The following is a 20,835-nucleotide window of genomic DNA, read 5'->3' on the forward strand; positions in this document are numbered from 1 at the left end:
CATTCAGAGGGTTACACGGATGCTGTCCAGATGAAAGCAGAACAGGAGAAGAACAGCCCTCTGGGAGCAAGCCTGATTCTGGCCGGTACGGCAATTGGTGGCGGAATGCTGGCTTTGCCTGCAACAGCTGCGGGTATCGGGTTTCCAACCCTCTGCCTGCTCATGCTTGTGACCTGGGCCGTGTCCTTCCATGCAGCCCTGTTAACTCTGCATGTTAATCTGAAAGTTGCCCCCGGCGCCAGTCTGTACACGATGGCTTCGCTAACCCTCGGACGAACCGGACGGCTGCTGGCGACAGTCTCTCCTCTGGTACTGTTTTATGCCTTGCTGGCAGCCTATATCACCGGCGGAGCGTCATTGCTGCAGACCAATATACCTAAAATTGTCGAGACGGCAGAAGGGCTACCTGCACCGACTTACAGCCTCAGTTTTGCCTTGTCTGGTGGGGTTCTGGTCTACTGGAGTACACGACTGGTTGACTACAGTAACCGCATTATCTTCAGCCTGATGATGATCTCCCTGTGCATTGTATTGTATGCCCTGATGCCCTCGGTAGAGTTGCCCAGACTGATAAGTCTGCCCATACCTCAAGTTGCAGCTCTGGCCGTATTACCTGTGCTGTTCACCTCCTTTGGGTTTCATGGCAGTGTGCCCAGTGTCATTCTTTACCTTGGACCTCAAAAGAAGACGCTTACCCGAGTACTACTACTCGGCAGCATGATTCCCCTGTTAGTTTATTTAGGCTGGCTTGGCATTACTCTGGGAATTTTGCCCGATAAGACACTGTCATCAATTGCCAATAGTGGAGGTGATGTCGGTGCCTTGGTCACCGCACTAAAAGCAAACAGCGCATCTCACTTTATACTGGTTACCTGCCTCGAGTTTTTTGCCGGATGTGCACTTTTGACATCGTTCTTTGGTGTAGCACTGGGGCTCTTTGATTACATCAGAAGCAGCTTGCCCTATCGCTGGAGCAATAGATTGCTAGCTGCGTCCTTAACCTTCGTCCCACCATTGTTGTTTGCAAATTACTATCCTGATGGTTTTCTATATGCTCTGGGCTATGCTGCAGCGGCTTTAGCCACACTTGCCATCATTTTACCTGTAGCTATGGCAATAAAGATTAAGATCAACAAGGTATCTGATTTCTCATTCCCAGGAGGTATGCTCCTGACAACATCAACTTTAATATACGGGCTACTCGTGATAATTCTTCAATTGAAATAAAAAAATAATTTTTATTTCAATCCATATAGATAGGACAGGGAACTCTACCGCTATAATTTAATTACGAAACTGCATCTTTTGCAGTCTGATTTTGGGTTTCAAATCATTGAACATGGATGTTAAGTGATATGTCTAGTGGAATTGATGGTAACGGTCCTGTGGACTTGGCGGGCTCTTCCTATTCACCCTTACCCGATGAACCACCAAAATCCACGCAGTCAGGTCGTTGGAGTATCAGCTCTGTTGATTCAACATCATCAACTGAAGGGTTGACTGATTCCACAGCAGGTACGACTTCTCAGAGCAGCCATAAAACCTCTACAGAAGTTAAAGTTGTCGATCCAGAGCCCCGACTTTCAGAGAAGGCAACTCCAAGACAGAATAGTGTAACTCCCAGTATTACCTCATCATCCTCAACACAGTTCCATAGTACTGATATTACTGAAGACTCTGATCCCGTTAAGCCTATAAGCTTTTATCATGGTGGCAGTATTCCATGGACTCTTAAAATGGGTAAAAGGCCACTTATTGGATTTGAAATTAATCGGTGCGACTCCCTCGATGAACTTAAGTCATTAAAAAAACATGTACGGGAAAACAGCCCTGAAGCTTTTGCCAAGCTACATGACAGATTTGAACGTAAACAGCTTTCATTGGTATTGGGAACTAGCCAGAGAAGATCTAAAAGATTAATGAAAGCTATTGATAGAGGTGAGCCCAGAGCAGTTAAGGCATGCCTTAAATCAATCAAGCACCCTCCAGCCCTGGCTCATATGGAGCACGTTGTCAGAACTCGCAATCCAGGTTTGGCTAGCCAACTCAAAGATACATTAAGTGAATGCTTCATAAATGTACACACCAGCCAGCTTGTTAAAAAACATATGGGAGGAATCCCTTCAGGAGAGCCAAACAGAGCGACTGTATACATTGGTGTAGGACTGGCACAATGCAGCATGGCTGAGCTCGCATCTCAGGCAGTGAAAGCAAACATCGATAACCAGTCAGAGTTTATGCAGAACGTATTTGGTGCTTATAAAAACCGTACATATGATGAAAGCTGGAAGCATGACTTTGCCCAAACAAATGAAGAATATGACAGGCTGGTTGAAGAAATAAATGACAGGGTAACCAGACGTCTGGAAGCTGAAATGCGGGTTTATATCAGACAAATTCACAAAGCACGTCCGGACTTGGTTGATCGAGGCGGTTCTCACAGCAGAGTAAACTCTACTGATGATACGGAGAAATTCCTCGACTCTTATATTGATGAAAAAGAAATGAAACGTGCTGTAGGCAGCCTTAGAGCCAGTGCCGAAACTGAAAGAGAACCAAGAACAAGAAAAGCGGTTGCCAAATTACAAGCGGATGAGACTCTGTCATCAGAAGAAAGAAGCATTCAAATCAGACAGCTGCAGGAAAAGCTGAAATCTGAAATTGACGAACTAACTGCTGTTTGCTCACAAAAAACTCGTGAATGCATTGCTCGATTTGCTAATGAAGAAGCCCGTGCTGAATACATGCGCAAGAAGGGAATTGAAGAATCTGAAGTTTAGATGTTTCAGTATGCTTATGGCCTGAGCCATAAGCATACTGAAAGCTAACCTTGTTATAACGTTACTCGCTTCCTTCGTCTCTGTCTCACAAATAGTACAAGTACTGTCAGCAGCAACGGAATAGCTAAAATATTAATCAATTTCAAGGCTGTCCCAAGCTGCTCAATATTCTTACCCAATTGATGCTGAACCTCCCTCAATTCCTTGCGAATCTTCAGCTTCTCCTGCTGGAACTGCTCCACTGCCTGCTCCTGCTCGGGGCTTAACACCAGTTTTTCTTCACCTTCCTTCTTGGCTTGCAGTTCGCGCAGCTTGCTCTCGGTTTCCTTAAGGCGGTCATTCAATGAATCGGCCTTTTCCCTGAAACGTGCTTCAGCCTGCTGCTCCAGCTCATTTACTTTGGTAAACGGGCGGGAGAATTTGCCCCGGCTGCGAATACTGATCAGATCGGCATTACCCAGCAAGTTATCGACCATGTTGACCAGCATATCGCCGTTATTGGCAAAAGGAGTCACGATCTGCTGTCCAAAGAAGCTATTGACCTGAACCCACAGACGGTCTGTCAGCACATCAGTATCAGCCACCACAATAATATTGGCAGGCTGCTGTGATTCAGTTACATGTGGACGTTTGGGTTTGGCAGGCTCTTTATCTTCTGATGCCGCTTCATCATCTGTACTGTCATCATTACTCGCAGCATCACCGGCAGAGGTTGATTCCTCCTCCTCTTCTTCCTCTTCGGTATCAACGATCTCGTCTTCATCTTCGTCCATCATATCGAGATCTTCGTCATCCTCTTCACCCGGCGCAGCTTCCGGCTTTTCATCTTCCGGAGGCACACCATCCGGATAAGCTGTTTTCACCGGGCCGGTAATTCTGGCAGCCAGAACATACTTCTCTCCGGATGGTTTGAAGCCCTCAAACAATGCCTTGGGATCAGAGAGGAAAGTGAACTTGCTGGCATCAATCAGCATTGACTGATCACTGGAGGTTACAAGGGGCTGCAGTGTGGTTGTAGCACCCTCAATAGCAGTAATATGCCCTGCAGAACCAAAGTTCAGATTATCCAGGCCGGCCATAATGACATCATCCGTTGCCATATTATCTACACCATAGCCCAGAAGCCCCAAGTGCCGAACCGGGCGGCCACTGCGTGAGCTGACCATCAATGCATGCTTGGCGTCACCCACAACCTTGGTGGTATCCATTTCGATACCCCATGCCTTGAATAGGTCGGGTAGAGAGGCAAACTTGTCTCCCCCTCCCATTCCCATCATAAAGCCACCACCCTGGCCTGCTTGCTCAGCAAAGGGGTCAGCAAATACCAGGACATGACCACCACGCATCACGTACTGGTCAATGGCATAACGAGCCTTGCCTGTAAGCTTCTGTGGGAAGATCAGCAATAGGAGCTTGATGTCATCATCAATATCCTCAAAGTCAGTCCCCAGCTGTTGCACATCGTACAGCTGCTCCATCTGGGATACTGAAATCCAGGGGCCGGATTGCTGGCGGGACATCATGTCGAAGCCGCCATTAACCTGCAGGCCTGCTACAAGGCCAACTTTTGGCTTTTCTTTCTGACTGACAGCAAATACCAGCTTGCTCAGGTCATATTCAAGAAAGCGTTCCTTGTCCGGATGCAGAAAGCTGATGACTTCTCGCTTGTCCGGATTGTCATCACTGACAATCACCAGACCAAAGTAAATTTCATTGCCGCCGCCCTGGCTTAACGGTACAGCCTGTAGGCCATATTCGCTCGCCTTGTCTTCATCTTCGGAAAAGGGTTCCGGGTCAATGGTTTCAAGGGTCAGTTTGCCTGAAGAAGCCTGTACATACTCTTGCAGCAGCTCCTGAACCCGATTTGAGTAATTGCGGAACTGGGGCATGTTTGCTGTCTGCTTATCAGAGTAGAACAGCTTTAACGTGACCGGTCCCGGCAGTCCTTTCAGCAGGTTATGGGTACCTTCTGACAAGGTGTAAACATGATCTTCAGTCAGATCAAGCCGGGCACCTTTGAAAAAGTAATTTGTCAGTGCCGTAATCAGTACGACCAGCAGAGCCAGCACAAGCAGCCCCGCTCTGGAAAACAGTTTATTCACTGGCTGGCTCCTTATTAGTCTGCTTTCTTCATATCAATGACAACCGCTGTGGCCAGCAGCCAGGCTGCGATCATAATGATGAAATACATCACATCACGCAGATCCAGAACCCCCTTGCTGATGGATTCAAAGTGAGCCAGAAAGCTCAATCCGGCTACAGCATCCAGCAGTCCCAGTGGTGCCCAGTCCCTGAAGGCATCAAGCACCAAGGGGAAACCGGCCACAACAAACAGGAAGCAAACCACCACAGTGAAAATAAAGGCAATCACCTGATTACTGGTCGCCGCTGACATACAGGAACCGATAGCCAGAAAGGTACCGGCCATCAACCAGCTACCCAGATAACCGGCCAGAATGACGCCGTTATCCGGATCACCCAGGTAATTCACCGTCAGCCAGATCGGGAAAGTCAGCAGCAAGGCAATACCGGCAAAAACCCAAGCTGCCATAAACTTGCCGATAACAGCATCTTTCAGGCTTACCGGCAGTGTCAGCAGCAGTTCCAAAGTGCCCGACTTACGCTCCTCAGCCCACAGTCTCATACTGATGGCCGGGATCAGGAACAGATAAAGCCAGGGGTGGAACTGAAAGAACGGCATCAGATCAGCCTGACGACGCTCGTAGAATCCACCCAGGTAGAATGTAAAGACAGCTGTCAGCATCAGAAAGATCACAATAAAAACGTAAGCCAGCGGTGTGGCAAAGTAGCCACCCAGCTCACGCTTGAAAATAATCCCCGCCTTTTGCATCAGGCCACCTCCGCCATATTGTGTTGGTTAGTCAGGCTGCGGAACACATCGTCCAGGTGCCCTCTTTCCACGAACAGCTCATCAACCTGCCAGCCATGCTGATGCACGGTATCGCTGACCGCATTGAAAATATCGGTTCCAGCCTCAGGTAACAGGGTATAGCGACTGCTGTTATCCCGGCTCACTTCAACCGAAGCTACTCCGGTAATGGCCGCCAGCTGCTTTTCCAGCTCCGGAGTGTCATGAAGTTGCAGGGTGACAGCCCCATGATATCTGGAGCGGGCTTCCAGCTCCGATGGCGTGGCATCAGCCAGAACCCGTCCACCAGCAATAATGATCGCCCGGGTACAAACAGCGGTAACTTCTTCCAGAATATGCGTTGAGATAATGACGATCTTGTCCCGGGACAGGCTGCGAATCAGCTCCCGCACCTGATGTTTCTGGTTGGGGTCAAGCCCGTCTGTCGGCTCATCAAGAATCAAAACCTGAGGGTCATGCAGAATAGCCTGGGCTATACCAACGCGGCGTTTGAAACCTTTGGAAAGGTTATCAATAGGTCGGTGAATTACAGATTGCAGTTCGAGTTGCTCAATAACCGCATCAATCCGTTGCTGCTGTTCAGCACCCTTAAACCCACGAATCTCCGCAATAAAACGCAGATACTGGAGTGGCGTCATATCTGCGTAAGCCGGTGCTCCTTCAGGTAAATAGCCAATTAATTCCTTGGCTGCTACCGGATTTTTCAGAACATCATGTCCGCATATCGTAATAGCACCGGATGTGGGTTTTATAAACCCACTGATCATTTTCATTGTGGTTGATTTACCCGCACCGTTGGGTCCCAGAAAGCCCAGAACCTCACCAGCACCAACATTAAAGGTAATACCATCAACCGCAAGAAAATAACCAAATGATTTTTTCAGGTTATCAATTTTTATCATGGAAGACTTACCCTGTTCATTCTTGCCTATTCTTGATAGTCCATAATGCTGGTAATTGCACAATCATTCAGATAAATACAATGTCACAATAACCAGATTAATTTAAAAAAGAATGATCAATCTAGATAACAACTATTTTTTTACTTTGTAAAAAATATATCAATAGGTTGTTGACTGAAAAAAAGAAAAAAAGTTTCCAAATAAAAAAGCCCCCTGAAAGGGAGCTTTTGAAGAGTAAAACATCTAACTAACTGATTCTAAAATCACCAGTTATCGGGATCGTCGTCCTCTAAATCTCCATCCTCATCTTCATCGTCAACAGAGAGCTGTTGCTGTCTTCGACCCAAAGCCCTGGCGAGATCAGAATCTTTCTCTACCACCATTCCCCGGCTGATAGAACTTCCGTCATCAAGACTTGTGGTCGAGGTTTCACCGCTTACAGAAGATTCAGTAGATGACTTACCTTTGGAGGATCCAGTAGATGATGCTGGAGGATAAACAGGACGACCGGGAATATTTCCCTCTTTTCTCAGTCTTTCTGCAAGCTTATCAATATCTTCCTGCCTAACAGCATCCCATTCCGCGTCTTCAAGCTCTCTTTGAGCCTTTACTTCCGGGCTCTCTTCTTCCGTGTTGTTCTTGGGTTCAGGTGTAGAGATAACTCTGGCTAGTGCCCCCTCCATACCAGTCAGCTTCACTGCTTCCGGAGGTTTCTCGTCTGGTGTTGTTTTTCTCAGCTTTTTTCCCTGTCGAATATCAGCAAGCAGATTCTGATTCTTCTGAAAGCCATCCGGCACAATCTGCTTTTTCTTGAGTGGTTCTGTCTCTACAGATTTCACAGGAGTTTCAGGGTCTGATATCGGCTCCCGGGTTCTCTCCCACTGAGTAAAGCCTCCTTCAGGAGGAGGTGGTGGTGGAGGTGGTGGTGGAGGCGGTGGTGGTGGAGGCGGTGGTGGTGGTGGTGGTGGTGGTGGTGGTGCAAGTGATGGTGACGATGATGGCTGGATATCAACAGCATTCTTATCTACTGAAACAGAGGCAGGTACCGTTACCTCCTGATTGACAACAGAAGTAGCCTCTTCAGGTTCTGGAGTTGATTCAATAATTATATCCGGACGATTTATATCTGTATCAGGAGATTTAAGGGTTGATTCAGAAATGTCACCCAAGCCTGCCATCATTTTTTCCGGATCCAGACTCATGCTTGAATGACGCGAGGGAGGCTCAAAAACATCACTTACAAGTGTACTTGATTCATCTATTACCGGCTCTGAAGACTTGTCATTAACAAGGCTATCGGGCCGAACCGGTTCATAGGGTTGATCTTGAGTCACTGGCTGAGGTACAGCTTCCGATTTTACAGTCCTGGGCACAGACAAGTCATCAAGACTCCCCACACTTGATGGTCGAGAAGAAGGCTGGGAGAAAACCGGTTGATAATCCTGTTGCTGAGTTGCCGGCTGTTTATCCTTTTTGAAGTGGCTCTTGATCCAGTTTAAGAACCTGCCAATCGTTCTTTCCCAAAGGCTTTTTTTCTTGGGCTTGGTTTGATGCGGTCCAGGTTCAGGAAAACTGGTCTTGCCATTGTGATTCTCGACCGAAACAGAGCGGGTTTCCCATTCCGCTGTTTCATCCAGTTTTGTTGGATTCTGGCCGTTACCGATTGCAGGACTGGATGTATCTAACAGCACACTCGACCTGCTGCTGTCTCCCGGTTTTAATGGCATCTATCCATCCTCATTCAAATCCCTGAATTCTGCTGTAGCTGCTTAATCCCCACCATTTCGAACATCAATGGTAGGTCTATAAGGGTCATCCAGTATATTACCCGGACCAGAGCTCAAGCCCTGCAGCAAGTTTTCCATCATTCCTATTTGCTTCAGCTCAGCCTCAGAAGGATCGCTGCCCTTGAGCTCCTGAACAAACTCCAAAATCTCATTAATTTGCCCGGGTAGAGCTGATACTCGTTGAATATCAGGTATGATCTTCGCCAGATCGACTTGATCATCACTTCCTTCTGATTTGTATCCCCCGCCTATATATTTCTGAATCACCTGCTCTGCAGTTTGTGGTGTTTCAGCATAAGTCGGCTCAGGGCTATCGATACTGTCTGTTTCAACAACGGCATCCAACGCCTTGGACGTTGTATTTTCACTCAATGGTTCCGGGACAATGTTATCCGGAGATGATACCTGACTTGTATTTACTGGCTTGACTGGTTCATCCCAATCAGTATCGTCTACTTCTTCCTCACGCTCATCGTCATCTTCAATAGCGATACGTCTTTTTAGTATTTGCTGAATATCAGAATCATATTCAGGCTTTTTAGGTCCATCATTAATTTCGATATGGTTTTTAAAGGGATTCCCTTTGGTTTTTTCAAGCAGCTCTTTCAGTACATTCGACTTTTGGTTTTTATCGACATCAGTTGGTGATGGCTCAGTACTCTTCACGGAAGCCTGAGCGGGACTCGGTGAAGATACCGGAGGTGGTGGCGGAACAGGTGGTGGTGGAGGTGGTGGTGGCGGTTCAGGAGCAGATACTGTATTCGATGTTACTGTTTCATTCGGCTCAGGTGTAGTAGAAACAGACTGCTGACCAGTAGTAGTCGTTTTTTCTACATCTGTACTTTGCTCTGAAAATGCATCCGGGTCTTCCCAGCTGGAATTGTCTTCATCTACTTCCCCGGTAAACTTGATGGCACCATTAAGTCCCCCCATACCTGAAGGTGTACTTGGTCTTTCAGGAACAGGTTCATTATTATTTGAGACAGGTCTCAAAGTTTTTCCGTTTCTGATAGATTGCAATAACTTAGATTTCAGGAGAACAGGATCTACAGCTTCCCCAACTACGCCTTCCTGTGGTGTTGAAGGTGGTACAGGAGGGGGAGGTGGTGGCGCTGGAATCTTGTTATTTACAGTTTCCTGAGACGACTGACTCACACTATTAACTGTATCTGTCTTTGCCGACACTGATACTTGCTGTTTGCTAGCATCAGGTATTCCTTCCACTGAACCCTTAACTTTTTGGTCTTTGCTAATAACAGGCTCAGATGACTTTCCAGGTACTTTACCAGAAAGATTACTTCCGTTTTGCGGTGGCAGACGCTTGGGTTTTGGTGCCAGTGGAGGCTTATTACCTGAAGCTCTTTTCCCGGGAGAATTAGATACTGCTTCTGTCGTTGGCTTCTTCGAGGGAGGTTTACGCAGCTTCAATGTATTACTTCTTTGCCTGGATTCCAGCTCTTCAATCATCTCTTCCTGCGGAGTCATTTCCTTGGGAACATCTAGCAAATCAGGGGTGAAACCTTTCTGATTAAGGTAGGCTCGATAATCATCAAAATGCTCAACATAATCAGAGGGTGTTTCTTTAAGCCCACTATCAAGTTGCACTTTAAAAGTGGCATAACTGGTTTGCCTGAATACTTCATTGAACGCTTTGGTTTGCAATTGCACCCGGAATTTAGGTCTGGCAGTCTTCCACTCAGGACTATCTTTTGAAAACCCGAAAAGTGCTTCAAACCTTTCATTACTTCCTTCTTCAAGTGACTTGACTTCAGCTTCTGCAGCCTTCAGCAAATTCGGGAACAGGCTTACCTTAGCGTCTCGGATTTTATTGGAAAACTCTTTAGTAGTACTTTCGAGTAAAGTTCTGACTTGCTTGAAAGCAAAAGCTTCTGCGAGTTCTTCTGTACTTCCTGCACGACGGGTATCTGTCAGTCGTTGAACTTCTGCATCTGAAGTTCTTTTGGAAGCAATCTTGCCGGGATTACGATTGGTCGCAACAGGCGGTGCCACGGGGGCTTGCCTGCGCTGTTTTGAGACAGGTTCAGAATTCGATCTAACCGTTTTTTTGTTTACCTGAGGCTCAGGAAGAGATACTGATCTTTTAACTGGTTTAACCTCAGGTGTCACACTATCCGGCCGAACCTCAGTGGTTTCAGGCGTTGAAACAGTTTTAGGTTCCGGCACAGAATCTGTAGATGTTGAGGTTTGAACTATCTTGGCCTCAGGCTTTAGAACCCCAGGCTGAAACCCTGTGGCTATCAGAGTTGGTACTACCGGGGCATCTGTACTGGGAGACGTCGTATGTGAAGAGTTCTCTACCTCACCACTTACGACTGAATCACGTGGTGACAGAGAAGGACGGTCAAGACCTTCTTTACGTTTACCATTGGGTTCAAAGCCAAATGAAGAGCTTCCCTCCATTTCATGTGTATTAGAAACCCCCATCCAATCCAAGTCGGATATATCAAGCTGACTGTGCTGAGAAGACTGTTGATCTTTTTGACTATCCGTATAAGTCTGATTCTGATTGTTTGAGGACTTGGGCAGCGGTGGTGGTGGAGGTGCTTCAGGTACATCGGGTCTGGCCCCAGACGTCACACTTGACTGGCTATCAGTTGGAGTAGTCAGAAAGGTACTAGAAGAAATCGAATTGGATCTTGAGCCTAGAGAGTAATCACTACTGGATTGTTGTAGTGATTGTTCCAAAGAAGGAGGCCGGGAAGTATCAGAAGTAACTGGTTTTTTCGATGTCTTCTGGCCTAAGTACGACTGAGGGTTTTGCAAACGTTTTGGGGTTCGAGACTTTATTGCACGACCAGAACGAGATTTTCCAGTTTTGTTTGGTAAAAGAAATTTTTTTAAACTATCGAGCACGGAAACTTTGGAACTTCCTTTCTTTCCAACTTTTTTTCCGGAACGAGTAGCATCTGAAGCCCAATGACTGGGCTCCTGAGTTTTAGTTCTGCTGAAAATATTGGACAGTTTCATTACAGCATCCGTGCTGTTGACATTAATTCAATCACTATAGAATTAATGATAACACGAGTTAATTACTTTATTGGCGGTATTATTTCCTCCTATTAATTAAAAAGCTTTAATGAAATAGATTTTAATTTCATATTGTTTTAAAAGATCCTCTTATATCTTTTTCCACGAAATTTCAGGCTTCTCTTGTCTTAAAGCAATACAGTTTCCTTGTTGCTGTCGATTTCCTGCAGTATTCACGGTAAGGTCATAGAAAACGGTACTGTGAAGAAGTTAATGGTAAAAGTCAGCCAAAAATGTAAGTTACCGGTTAACCGGCTTTCTGCTCGCCAGCCCCGTAATACTCTGGGGTTCCGAACCACAGCCAGCCTTAAGCCCCACACCGGCATTCTGGGGCAAAAGCGGGCCACCACAGCACTGCAGTTCGGTGTCGCTATGCAGCGCAGTGGTTACAACATCTATGTGATGGGTGAATCCGGCACCGGGCGCATGTCTTATGTCCGGCATTATCTGGAGGGCGAGGCAAAGAAAATGCCTACACCACCGGATTATGCCTATGTTAATAACTTCGATAACCCCCGCGAGCCCAAAGTATTAGCTCTGCCAGCCGGGGGCTGCACCAAACTGATATCCGATATTAATGAATTGCTGGACAGTATTCTGGCATCTTTCCCGACAACCTTTGAAAGCCCGACCTATCAACAGAAAAAAAGCATGATCGAGCGAGACTTTAACAAGCGCTACGATCAAGCTATTGATACCGTCGAGCAGGAAGCAGTCAAACGTGATATCGCCCTGTTCAGAGAAGCAGGCTCACTCAGTTTTACCCCCATGGCGAAAGGAAAGGCCATGGAGGAAACCGAATTTGCCCGGCTACCGGACAAAAAGCGGGAAAAATTTAACCAGGATATAACCGAGCTGGAAACACTGCTGAACAGTTCTCTGGTTGAAATGCCTCAATGGAAGCGTGAATCCAATGACGCTCTGCGCAAGCTGAATCAGGAAACGATTGATCAGGCTATTGAGCCCCTCCTCAAACCGTTACGTCGCAAATACAAGGCCCAGAAAGACGTCGGTAATTATCTGAAAGAAGTTAAACAACATTTGCACCGAGTTGTTATTGAGCACCTTACAGATGATCGCACTGTCGACCCTCGGGAAGATGCCAGCAAGCGCCAGCTTTTGGTTGATCAGTATCTGCCAAATTCAGTTGTGGCACATGAAGAAAAAGGTGCTGTGCCGGTCGTTTTTGAATCTCACCCCAACTATAAAAATCTGTTTGGTCGTATTGAGTACGCCAGCGAAATGGGTGCCCTGATAACCAATTATCGACAAATCTGTGCCGGCTCACTGCACAAAGCCAATGGTGGCTATCTGGTTATAGAGGCGTCAAAGCTACTGGAAGAGCCTTTTGTCTGGGAGGCATTGAAACGGGCACTGAAAGAGAAAGAGCTGAAAATAGAATCACCCTATTCCGAGATGGGATTGCTTAATACAACAACCTTGACGCCAGAAAATATTCCACTGGATGTCAAAATTATTCTGGTTGGCTCCCGTGATATCTATTACGTACTGCAACAACTGGACCCTGATTTCCACGAGATGTTCCGGGTACTGGTTGATTTTGAAGGCCATATTCCCCGCACACCAGACAATGTGCAGGCATTTGCCCGCCTGTTGAAATGCCGTGCTGAAGATGAGGGTTATCCACCGCTGACAGCAGGGGCTGTTGCAAGAATGGTTGAACAAAGCTCTCGTAAAGCAGAAAACCAGAAACATCTTTCAGCTCATATTGGTGACCTGTTCGATCTACTGTCAGAGTCTGACTACATTCGTCGCACCATTGACGGGAAAAGAATTGAAGAAGGCCATATTGACCAGGCTCTTGAGGCTAAAGCTGAACGAACCAGTCGTGTCAGTCGGCATATTCTGGAGGATATCCTGGAGGGTACGGTTCTGATCGATACGGATGGCGAAGCTATCGGCAAGATCAATGGACTAACCGTTCTGAGTATCGGCGACACCTGTTTTGGTTCTCCGGCCCGTATCACTGCTGCAGTTCATCCTGGCAGTCAGGGTATTGTTGATATCGAGCGAGAATCATCCCTCGGACAAGCGATTCACTCCAAAGGGGTGATGATCATGTCCGGCTTCCTCGGCAGCACCTATGCCCAGCGCTTCCCGCTGGCAATTTCAGCCAGCCTGGCAATGGAGCAGTCATACGGTTATATCGATGGTGACAGCGCCTCGGTTGCCGAACTGAGCTGCCTGATATCTGCTTTAACCAACACGCCAATAAGACAGGGTTTTGCCGTTACCGGTTCAATGAACCAGCACGGTGAAGTTCAAGCCATTGGTGGTGTGAATGAAAAGATCGAGGGCTTCTTTGCGGTCTGTGAGGCACGGGGGCTTACCGGCAAGCAGGGTGTCATTATTCCCGCATCAAACGTAAATAACCTGATGCTAAGTCAGAAAGTTATTGATAGCTGTCGTAAAAAGAAGTTCAACATCTATGCCGTCGAGCACGTTGAACAGGCTCTGGAACTTTTGACCGGACAGGAGCCGGGAGAGCCTGATGAAAAAGGAGAGTATGCAGAAGGAACTCTGAACCGAAAGGTTGTCGACAGGCTACGTGAAATAGCCGAAATGGCAAAAGACAGCAGCGATTAACCCCTTTGCATTGCAACCTCTCTGGCTGGAGCGGACATACTGCTCCAGCCAGAACTCTTTCTTGATTTCAGAAGCGATAATTTAGACCGGCATTAAATGTATGACTGGTCATATTACTGCCATGTGTACCTTGGTACCCCACTTCCAGGCTCAGACAGTTGTTCAGCATACTGTTTATCCCAAGCCGGTAGTAAGCTTCATTTTCATCATAATGATCTTTGAGTACTCCGCCGTTATCGCACTTGATTTTCTGATCATCAAAATGATTATGTTGCCAGCCAGCCCCAATAAAAACTTCTGTCGGCCATTCAAACTGAAGACCGTTATAGTTCATGGATACACCCAATCGGCTTGACCAGTCTCCACGACTTTCAGGTGAAACCTGACGATTCCTTACATTCAAAGTTGACGACGATGTTTTTTCGTTAAACTTGTCATAGTCGGAAAAGACATACAAGAAACTGGCCTCCGGCGTCATCATTAATCCCGATGTATATTCATCCAGACTGATGTCGTATCCGGTTCCCACATAAAGGTTTACTTCCTGATAGTCATAGCTGGCTTTACCAATCGCATAACTATAATTCTGTTTGGCACTGACATCATTATGGGCATAGGTAACAGCCATATCTGCGTGTATAGAGCCACTTTTCCATGAAGCAAAGGGGCCAACTCTCAAAGTATCAACTTCAACATGCCCCTTATGGTGGTGCAGATCGGCATCCTGCTTCTGCCCTCCAATCATGACACCCAGCGCCCAGGACTCATTAAGGCTATTGTAGATACCCAGATCTACACCAAAACCACCCAGGTCATAACCAGGCAAACTTTTTTCGTCGTCTTCTTTAGCTGAAATGCCATAGCCATTAAAAAAGGTATGCCATGGCCCCATCTCAATGACCTGATCGCCGAGCCTCACGAAACGATTAGAATCAGCATCCTCTTCATCCAGCATCGGACGCGCACCATCAGGCAGGTCTTCAGGACGGACATTGCGCTTTTTCATCAGGGCTTCCAGCTGCTGATCATGCTGGCGGGAAGCTGCCGAAGCCTGACGAAGCTGGCGTGTAAGATTTGCAAAACTATGCAGCGTCGCCATGATCGTAAGTCGGCTGGCAATAACCGTCGAGTTTGGTGGCTGCGCGACTGATACAGATGCCCCTGGAACCAGAGGCAGAGGTAAAGGAATGGCATTAACACCACCGGGCAGTGTTACTGTTGTCAACCAGCTGGGAACCTGGGTTGCTCTGACAAACAGTTGACCATTAACATTATAAACTTGGGATGGATCGACTTTGATATGAGCTGGATCAGGTACCGGTGCAGTGTTGGGTATCGGGATAATGACTTCTCCCGCTACAGAGGTTTTAGCAATCACTGCTGAAAATAGGCTCAGCAACACCAGTATAAAAAAAACTGCTTTATTGTTTAAATCCCAGCTCACACTACGCCTCACTATGCTGTATACCTAACCCTTTAGCAAAGGTAGACGATAGAGTGGCTCCGTGCAGATATGGGTAAGACGTTGTGTATAAAAGAATCAATTTCCTGCATTAATTCTGACGGGCATTCGTCGTGCACCCCAATCGCCCGGCAGTTTTTCAATCACGCCAGGCAAGTGAGTTCCACACTTTGAACAACAACCCTGTTCATTGAGCCCCCAAATACCCAGTTCATACCAGTCTCTTTCAATTAACAGTTCTCCACAGGATGAGCACCATGTTGTACCACCCTGACTGTCATGCACATTGCCGGTATAGGCGTAGTGAATACCATTAGCCAAAGCAATATTTCTTGCTCGGGTCAAAGTAGCTGCAGGTGTTCGGGCAATATCACGCATTTTCCAGTCAGGATGAAAGGCCGTAAAGTGGACAGGTACATCTGGTCCCAGATTATCAACAATCCATTCAGTCATTGCATGAAGTTCATTATCTGAATCATTTTCCCCGGGAATGAGTAAGTTGGTGATTTCAAACCAGACTGAGGTTTCATGCTTCAGATAAACCAGGGTTTCCAGCACATTCCCCAGAGATCCACCGCAGATTTTTTTATAGAAACGTTCTGTGAATGCTTTCAAATCAATATTGGCTGCATCCATTTTGGAAAAAAACTGTTCACGGGGTTTTTCACACATATACCCGGCACTGACAGCAACAGCCTTCACATCCAACTCATGCGCAGCATCAGCAACATCCAGAGCATATTCCATGAAAATAATCGGATCGTTGTAGGTAAAAGCCAAACTGCGGCAGCCCAGTTTTTTCGCTGCCAGAGCTAGCTGATCAGGCATGGCCTGATCAGCTAGCGTATCCATCTCCCGTGATTTGCTCATATCCCAGTTCTGGCAAAATTTACATGCGAGATTGCAGCCCGCAGTACCAAAGGAAAGCACTGGAGTTCCCGGCAGAAAATGATTCAAGGGTTTCTTTTCAATCGGATCAACACAGAATCCGCTGGAGCGTCCATAACTGGTCAAAACAATAGCGTCATTTTGTCTGGCTCTGACAAAACATAATCCCTGCTGACCTTCACGTAGCTTGCAGGCTCTTGGGCATAAGTCACATTGAATACGGCCATCATCCAGTAAATGCCAGTATTCCGTGGGATAAGCAGCAGGAGGAGGAGGAGAAGATGGAGAAAATAATAACAGTTGCATTGTGACCATCTCCCTTGCACGGTACAGGACTAACTATAATTATAGGAGTTACCCTCTGATACCAAGGGAACCTCTGCCTATGAACACCCGACCCCCGGCGGTAGCCGGAACCTTTTATCCTGCCGGAGAAGCCACGCTGAGAGGTATGGTATCCGGCTTTCTGGATGAAGCTGCGGGACGGGATCTTTCTCCCAAGGCCATTGTGGTTCCTCATGCCGGTTATATTTATTCCGGTCCTATCGCAGCCAGTGCCTATGCCCTGCTTGCGCCAGTTGCCGATCAGATCAAACGTGTTGTGCTGCTCGGACCAACCCATCATATTCCTTTTGAAGGACTGGCTCTCCCGGAATCCCAGATATTTATGACGCCCCTGGGTCCAGTTAATCTGGATACCGAGATTATGTCCGAGTTACTGCGATTCAGTCAGGTACAGCCTCTTGATGCGGCTCACGAGCACGAACACTCGCTGGAAGTACAGTGTCCCTTTTTGCAAAGCTGCCTGCCCGAATTCAAATTGATCCCCCTGGTAGTGGGTTCAGCACCACCTCTGGCTGTTGCCGAAGTGCTGGACTTTCTCTGGGGCAATGACGAAACCCTGATCGTTATCAGCACCGACCTGAGTCACTATCACAACTATGAAGAAGCCTGCAGCCGGGATAATGTCACCCGCCGTGCTATTGAGCAGTTACATACCAATTTAACGGGCGGTCAGGCCTGTGGTGCCTACCCTTTGAATGGTTTGCTATCAGTAGCCCAACGCAGGGGAATGGAGGTCATTACGCTGGATATTCGAAATTCCGGTGATACGGCAGGAGATAAACAACGGGTTGTCGGCTATGGTGCTTTTGCGGTGCAGTAGCCTGTCTATAGCTATTGGTTACCCACCATCAGGCTGAGACACTGACATTAGCGTCAAACAACAGGGAGCTTCTATGGACACTCATCCTGATCCGGAATTGCAACATCAACTGCTGAGCCTTGCTCGCAGTATTATCGATCATGGATGCACTCACGGCACCCATCCGGATATCGATGCCGATAGTTTCCCTGCAGCATTACAGGAGCCCGGCTGCTGCTTTGTCACACTTCACAAGGATGGCCAGTTGAGAGGTTGTATTGGCTCACTGGAGCCCAGACGAACCTTGATTGACGATATTACAGCCAATGCTTTTTCCAGTGCTTTTAATGATCCCCGCTTTAACCCTGTTTCCGCGAAAGAGCTGCCTTCACTGGATATCGAGATCTCTGTTCTTTCTTCTTTGATACCGATCGACGTTGATTCAGAAAATGCTTTGCTGGCTGAGCTGAAGCCGGAACAGGATGGCCTTCTGATTGAAAGCGGACACTACCGGGCCACCTTTCTACCTCAGGTCTGGGAGCAGTTACCCAATCCAAAGGATTTTCTGCTTCATCTAAAAAGAAAAGCCGGCATGCCTGATAACCTCTGGCCCGAGGATATTCGCTGTTATCGCTATCACTGTTTCAAATTCAGCGAATAATGATTGAATGACCACAAAAAACGGCAGCAATCTAACGATTACTGCCGTCCTTGTAATATCGCGACCCGGATAAGAAGCGCTTTATCTTGAAAGGTTTAGAAAACCCGTCTGTTGGATACCGGTGTCCAGCCACCTTTCTCTACAACAGGTCCCATATTCCAGCCATCCGGAGCACCTGACGGATCTTCCAGTGTGATGACCAACGGAGTGGCAGCAAAGTGCTTCATCATGCTTGCAGACAGAACGAACTCCTTGGTACCGTATTTTGGCAGAATACCGAGTGATACCGGCTCACCGTCCTTGACCATCAACCAGAGTTCACAAACCTTGCCTTCAGGCAGCTCATCCGGCTGTACGGCTTTCATAAAGACCTTGCCCGAATCCATGGAAGCATTAACAATCCAGCCCGGGTTAGCGGCCTGATTCTGGGCGACATAGACATAGTCCATGTTTTCTGTTTCGTTTCGACCCAGCGTCATAACCAGCCCCATGGCCATCACAAAGACCATACTGACTGCAAGACCTCGCCAGAACATCAGGCTTTCAAAGAAACCGCTACTGCTCTTTGTCTGCTTTTTTATGCCGGCCCAGACCCTGCGCGGCGGCACAACATCGGCAACTTCCATCTGCAGTACACTGAGGCGTTCACGCCACTCTTCCACCAGCGCCTGGGCGTCATGGCTGACACTGAGCAGTGCTTCAAATGCCAGTTTGTCGTCCCCGTCCAGTGTTCCCAGAACATATTCTGCCGCGGCCTGATCGCGTATCTCGGCCTGAGTCAGATCGATTTTGTCATACATGTCTTTAACCTCATCAAGCCCCTCCTCACCCAGGTCTTCACCGTACCCAGCGGAACCTGCAGTTTTTCCGCCAGCAGCGCATGAGTCAGGCCGTCAAAATAAGCCAGTTTGATGCACTGCCGGTAATTATCCGGCAAATCACCTACACACTGGTGAACCTGCTTTTCATGTTGCTGGCGTACCAGTTCGTCATCATGGCCGGGCGTATCATCACTGATCGTATCCAGCGCACTGTCGTCAGGCTCCAGTGCTTCCCGCTGCTGTTTACGCAGCTGATCCAGTGCCTGGTTACGGGCAATGGTGGACAACCATGTCATGGCCCGGGCCTTGCGAGGATCAAAACTGCCAGCATGGTTCCATATTTTGATATAGACCTGCTGCAGGCAGTCTTCTGCAATCGCCTGACTCTTTAACATACGTAGCAAAAGCCCAAACAGTTTCGGTGAGGTCAGCCGATATAACTGCTCCAGGTCACGATGATTCCCCTGCGCACAACCCGTCAAGTGGTGTACGACTCTTGTGTTTTCTGCTTCTGAAGACATCTTTCCGGTGTCAGGTAGGCTATAAGGCAGTATCAGGCCTGTCATATTTTGAAGACATTATGCCCGTACTCTCATCCAGATCGCCTGCCGATTGTAACAGGCCTGAAGGCCGTGGAAATCCCCAATAATTGGTATGCAAAAAATCTTTACGGAATGCAACAAACAAAACAACCTGTCCGTTCTGTTGACATGCGTTTGCATTTTCAAGTTACACTGAAATCAGGGAAGAGAGGAACACGATGAATCACAATAAAATGTTCAAGCCTCTCAGAGAGGCCCTTTGTTTCTTTCGTAGTTTTGGTCTGCCAGTATGGGGTGTATTTTTTCTTTCAGGCCTGAGTGAAGAATGGTTCTATCTGATGCTGGTAGACGGCAGCACTTCAGACACTACACGGGCTATGGCACAGGGAATGGTTTCCTTTGCGATTGAACCGCTGGCTGCGGGAATCGCACTGACTTTTATCCATCAGGTTAATCAGGGCCAACCGGCAGCACTGACCCTTGCCCTGAGCCAGTCACTACCTTACTACCCTCGTTTACTTGCTACATTCTTGCTGGGCGGCATGCTGATTGTCGCCGGACTGGCACTCTATATTCTTCCGGGTTTGTTTCTGATGTATAAGCTGCTCTTCTCCGAACTCCATGTACTGCTGGAAAATCAGCAACCCGTGGATGCCATGAGAGCCAGTTTTAAACAGACCAAAGGCAAGGCAGAAAAAATAGCACCGGCATTTGCGATTATGGTTGCCAGTGTGATGCTGCTGGATGGATTAAGTGATCAGTTTCTGAAGCAATGGCTGGATCCGGCACCTTTTATCATTGCCAAGAAAGCAATAGTGGCGATACCGGCAGCATTACTGGCAATTGTTGTTTATCGCCTGTATTCACAGACTCAGCGACACCCTCTCAGCCCTTCCTGAGTTCCTGCTCCAGTAGCAGGAACTCCTGATTTAATGCCTGGAAAACAAGCTGAAGTGGCGGGGGTTGTCTTTCCAGATCTTCTGCCCAGGACGCCAGCAGTTCAGCGCCCACAATCCGGGCCGCACCCTTGATGCGGTGTCCCAGTCTGGATGCACCATGCCAGTCCTGCTGATCAATTACTTCAGAGACTTTCTCAATATCACTGCGAGTTGTTTCCAGAAACTGCTGGATCAGATCACGACGCATCTCCTGATCATCACCCACGATCGCTTCCAGCATGGTTGAATCAAACCGTATGCCACGGTTTTCTCCGTTCATCAACGCTCCTCGCTGATACTTTGCTCTGTGTAATTGTCTGCTTCTACCTGATGATATTGTCGGCCGGTTGTTTAAGATCAACAGC

General features: G+C 47.5%; 16 protein-coding genes. 6 read left to right on the forward strand and 10 right to left on the reverse strand.

From position 1 onward, the window contains the following. Positions 1 to 30: 30 nt before the first annotated feature. Both ACYZZ0_RS07385 and ACYZZ0_RS07390 read left to right on the forward strand, forming a co-directional pair. Complete coding sequence (locus ACYZZ0_RS07385; protein WP_461535959.1) at positions 31 to 1,227, forward strand: amino acid permease; 1,197 nt, start codon at positions 31 to 33, stop codon at positions 1,225 to 1,227. Between the two features lie 128 nt (positions 1,228 to 1,355). After that, a complete protein-coding gene (locus ACYZZ0_RS07390) occupies positions 1,356 to 2,780 on the forward strand; it encodes a hypothetical protein (protein WP_461535960.1) in 1,425 nt (474 codons plus the stop codon). 53 nt (positions 2,781 to 2,833) lie between these two features. Here the strand turns inward: ACYZZ0_RS07390 and ACYZZ0_RS07395 are convergent, their stop codons facing one another. The 5 genes from ACYZZ0_RS07395 to ACYZZ0_RS07415 all read right to left on the reverse strand — a co-directional run bounded on the left by ACYZZ0_RS07395 (position 2,834) and on the right by ACYZZ0_RS07415 (position 11,347). Beyond that, complete coding sequence (locus tag ACYZZ0_RS07395; RefSeq protein WP_461535961.1) at positions 2,834 to 4,882, reverse strand: GldG family protein; 2,049 nt, start codon at positions 4,880 to 4,882, stop codon at positions 2,834 to 2,836. A 14-nt stretch (positions 4,883 to 4,896) separates the two neighbouring features. Beyond that, positions 4,897 to 5,631, reverse strand: a complete 735-nt coding sequence (locus ACYZZ0_RS07400; protein WP_461535962.1) for an ABC transporter permease subunit — start codon at positions 5,629 to 5,631, stop codon at positions 4,897 to 4,899. Next, positions 5,631 to 6,572: an ABC transporter ATP-binding protein gene (locus ACYZZ0_RS07405; RefSeq protein WP_461535963.1), complete on the reverse strand. Its 942-nt coding sequence runs from the start codon at positions 6,570 to 6,572 to the stop codon at positions 5,631 to 5,633. Before ACYZZ0_RS07405 ends, ACYZZ0_RS07400 begins: the two co-directional genes overlap by 1 nt. A 263-nt stretch (positions 6,573 to 6,835) precedes the next feature. Next, positions 6,836 to 8,263: a WH2 domain-containing protein gene (locus ACYZZ0_RS07410; protein WP_461535964.1), complete on the reverse strand. Its 1,428-nt coding sequence runs from the start codon at positions 8,261 to 8,263 to the stop codon at positions 6,836 to 6,838. Between the two features lie 78 nt (positions 8,264 to 8,341). Further along, positions 8,342 to 11,347: a hypothetical protein gene (locus ACYZZ0_RS07415; RefSeq protein ID WP_461535965.1), complete on the reverse strand. Its 3,006-nt coding sequence runs from the start codon at positions 11,345 to 11,347 to the stop codon at positions 8,342 to 8,344. Between the two features lie 207 nt (positions 11,348 to 11,554). Here ACYZZ0_RS07415 and ACYZZ0_RS07420 point away from each other — a divergent pair, with 207 nt between their 5' ends. After that, complete coding sequence (locus tag ACYZZ0_RS07420; protein ID WP_461535966.1) at positions 11,555 to 14,014, forward strand: Lon protease family protein; 2,460 nt, start codon at positions 11,555 to 11,557, stop codon at positions 14,012 to 14,014. Between the two features lie 67 nt (positions 14,015 to 14,081). Here the strand turns inward: ACYZZ0_RS07420 and ACYZZ0_RS07425 are convergent, their stop codons facing one another. After that, positions 14,082 to 15,416, reverse strand: a complete 1,335-nt coding sequence (locus ACYZZ0_RS07425; RefSeq protein ID WP_461535967.1) for an autotransporter outer membrane beta-barrel domain-containing protein — start codon at positions 15,414 to 15,416, stop codon at positions 14,082 to 14,084. A 138-nt stretch (positions 15,417 to 15,554) separates the two neighbouring features. Continuing rightward, the gene (amrS, locus tag ACYZZ0_RS07430) at positions 15,555 to 16,670 is read right to left on the reverse strand and encodes an AmmeMemoRadiSam system radical SAM enzyme (RefSeq protein ID WP_461535968.1); all 1,116 of its coding nucleotides are present in this window, start codon (positions 16,668 to 16,670) and stop codon (positions 15,555 to 15,557) included. A gap of 79 nt (positions 16,671 to 16,749) precedes the next feature. On the opposite strand from amrS, the gene amrB reads away from it, so the two are divergent. Together amrB and amrA are read left to right on the forward strand one after the other, a co-directional pair. After that, positions 16,750 to 17,529, forward strand: a complete 780-nt coding sequence (gene amrB / locus ACYZZ0_RS07435; protein WP_461535969.1) for an AmmeMemoRadiSam system protein B — start codon at positions 16,750 to 16,752, stop codon at positions 17,527 to 17,529. Between the two features lie 73 nt (positions 17,530 to 17,602). Then, positions 17,603 to 18,169: an AmmeMemoRadiSam system protein A gene (gene amrA / locus ACYZZ0_RS07440; RefSeq protein WP_461535970.1), complete on the forward strand. Its 567-nt coding sequence runs from the start codon at positions 17,603 to 17,605 to the stop codon at positions 18,167 to 18,169. Between the two features lie 95 nt (positions 18,170 to 18,264). Here the strand turns inward: amrA and ACYZZ0_RS07445 are convergent, their stop codons facing one another. Continuing rightward, the gene (locus ACYZZ0_RS07445) at positions 18,265 to 18,969 is read right to left on the reverse strand and encodes an anti-sigma factor (RefSeq protein WP_461535971.1); all 705 of its coding nucleotides are present in this window, start codon (positions 18,967 to 18,969) and stop codon (positions 18,265 to 18,267) included. Beyond that, positions 18,948 to 19,511 (reverse strand): RNA polymerase sigma factor, encoded by a 564-nt coding sequence (locus ACYZZ0_RS07450; RefSeq protein WP_461535972.1) that lies wholly within the window; start codon positions 19,509 to 19,511, stop codon positions 18,948 to 18,950. The genes ACYZZ0_RS07445 and ACYZZ0_RS07450 overlap by 22 nt, the downstream gene beginning before the upstream one ends. 239 nt (positions 19,512 to 19,750) lie before the next feature. Here ACYZZ0_RS07450 and ACYZZ0_RS07455 point away from each other — a divergent pair, with 239 nt between their 5' ends. Next, positions 19,751 to 20,431, forward strand: coding sequence for a YciC family protein (locus ACYZZ0_RS07455; RefSeq protein ID WP_461535973.1), 681 nt, complete (start codon positions 19,751 to 19,753; stop codon positions 20,429 to 20,431). On the opposite strand, the gene ACYZZ0_RS07460 is transcribed toward ACYZZ0_RS07455, so the two are convergent. Continuing rightward, positions 20,418 to 20,750: an Hpt domain-containing protein gene (locus ACYZZ0_RS07460; protein WP_461535974.1), complete on the reverse strand. Its 333-nt coding sequence runs from the start codon at positions 20,748 to 20,750 to the stop codon at positions 20,418 to 20,420. The two genes, ACYZZ0_RS07455 and ACYZZ0_RS07460, sit on opposite strands and share 14 nt — an antisense overlap. Between the last annotated feature and the right edge of the window lie 85 nt (positions 20,751 to 20,835).

Origin of the sequence: Spongorhabdus nitratireducens, assembly GCA_947387575.1 — a bacterium.
Classification (GTDB): Bacteria; Pseudomonadota; Gammaproteobacteria; order Pseudomonadales; family Endozoicomonadaceae; genus CANDOC01.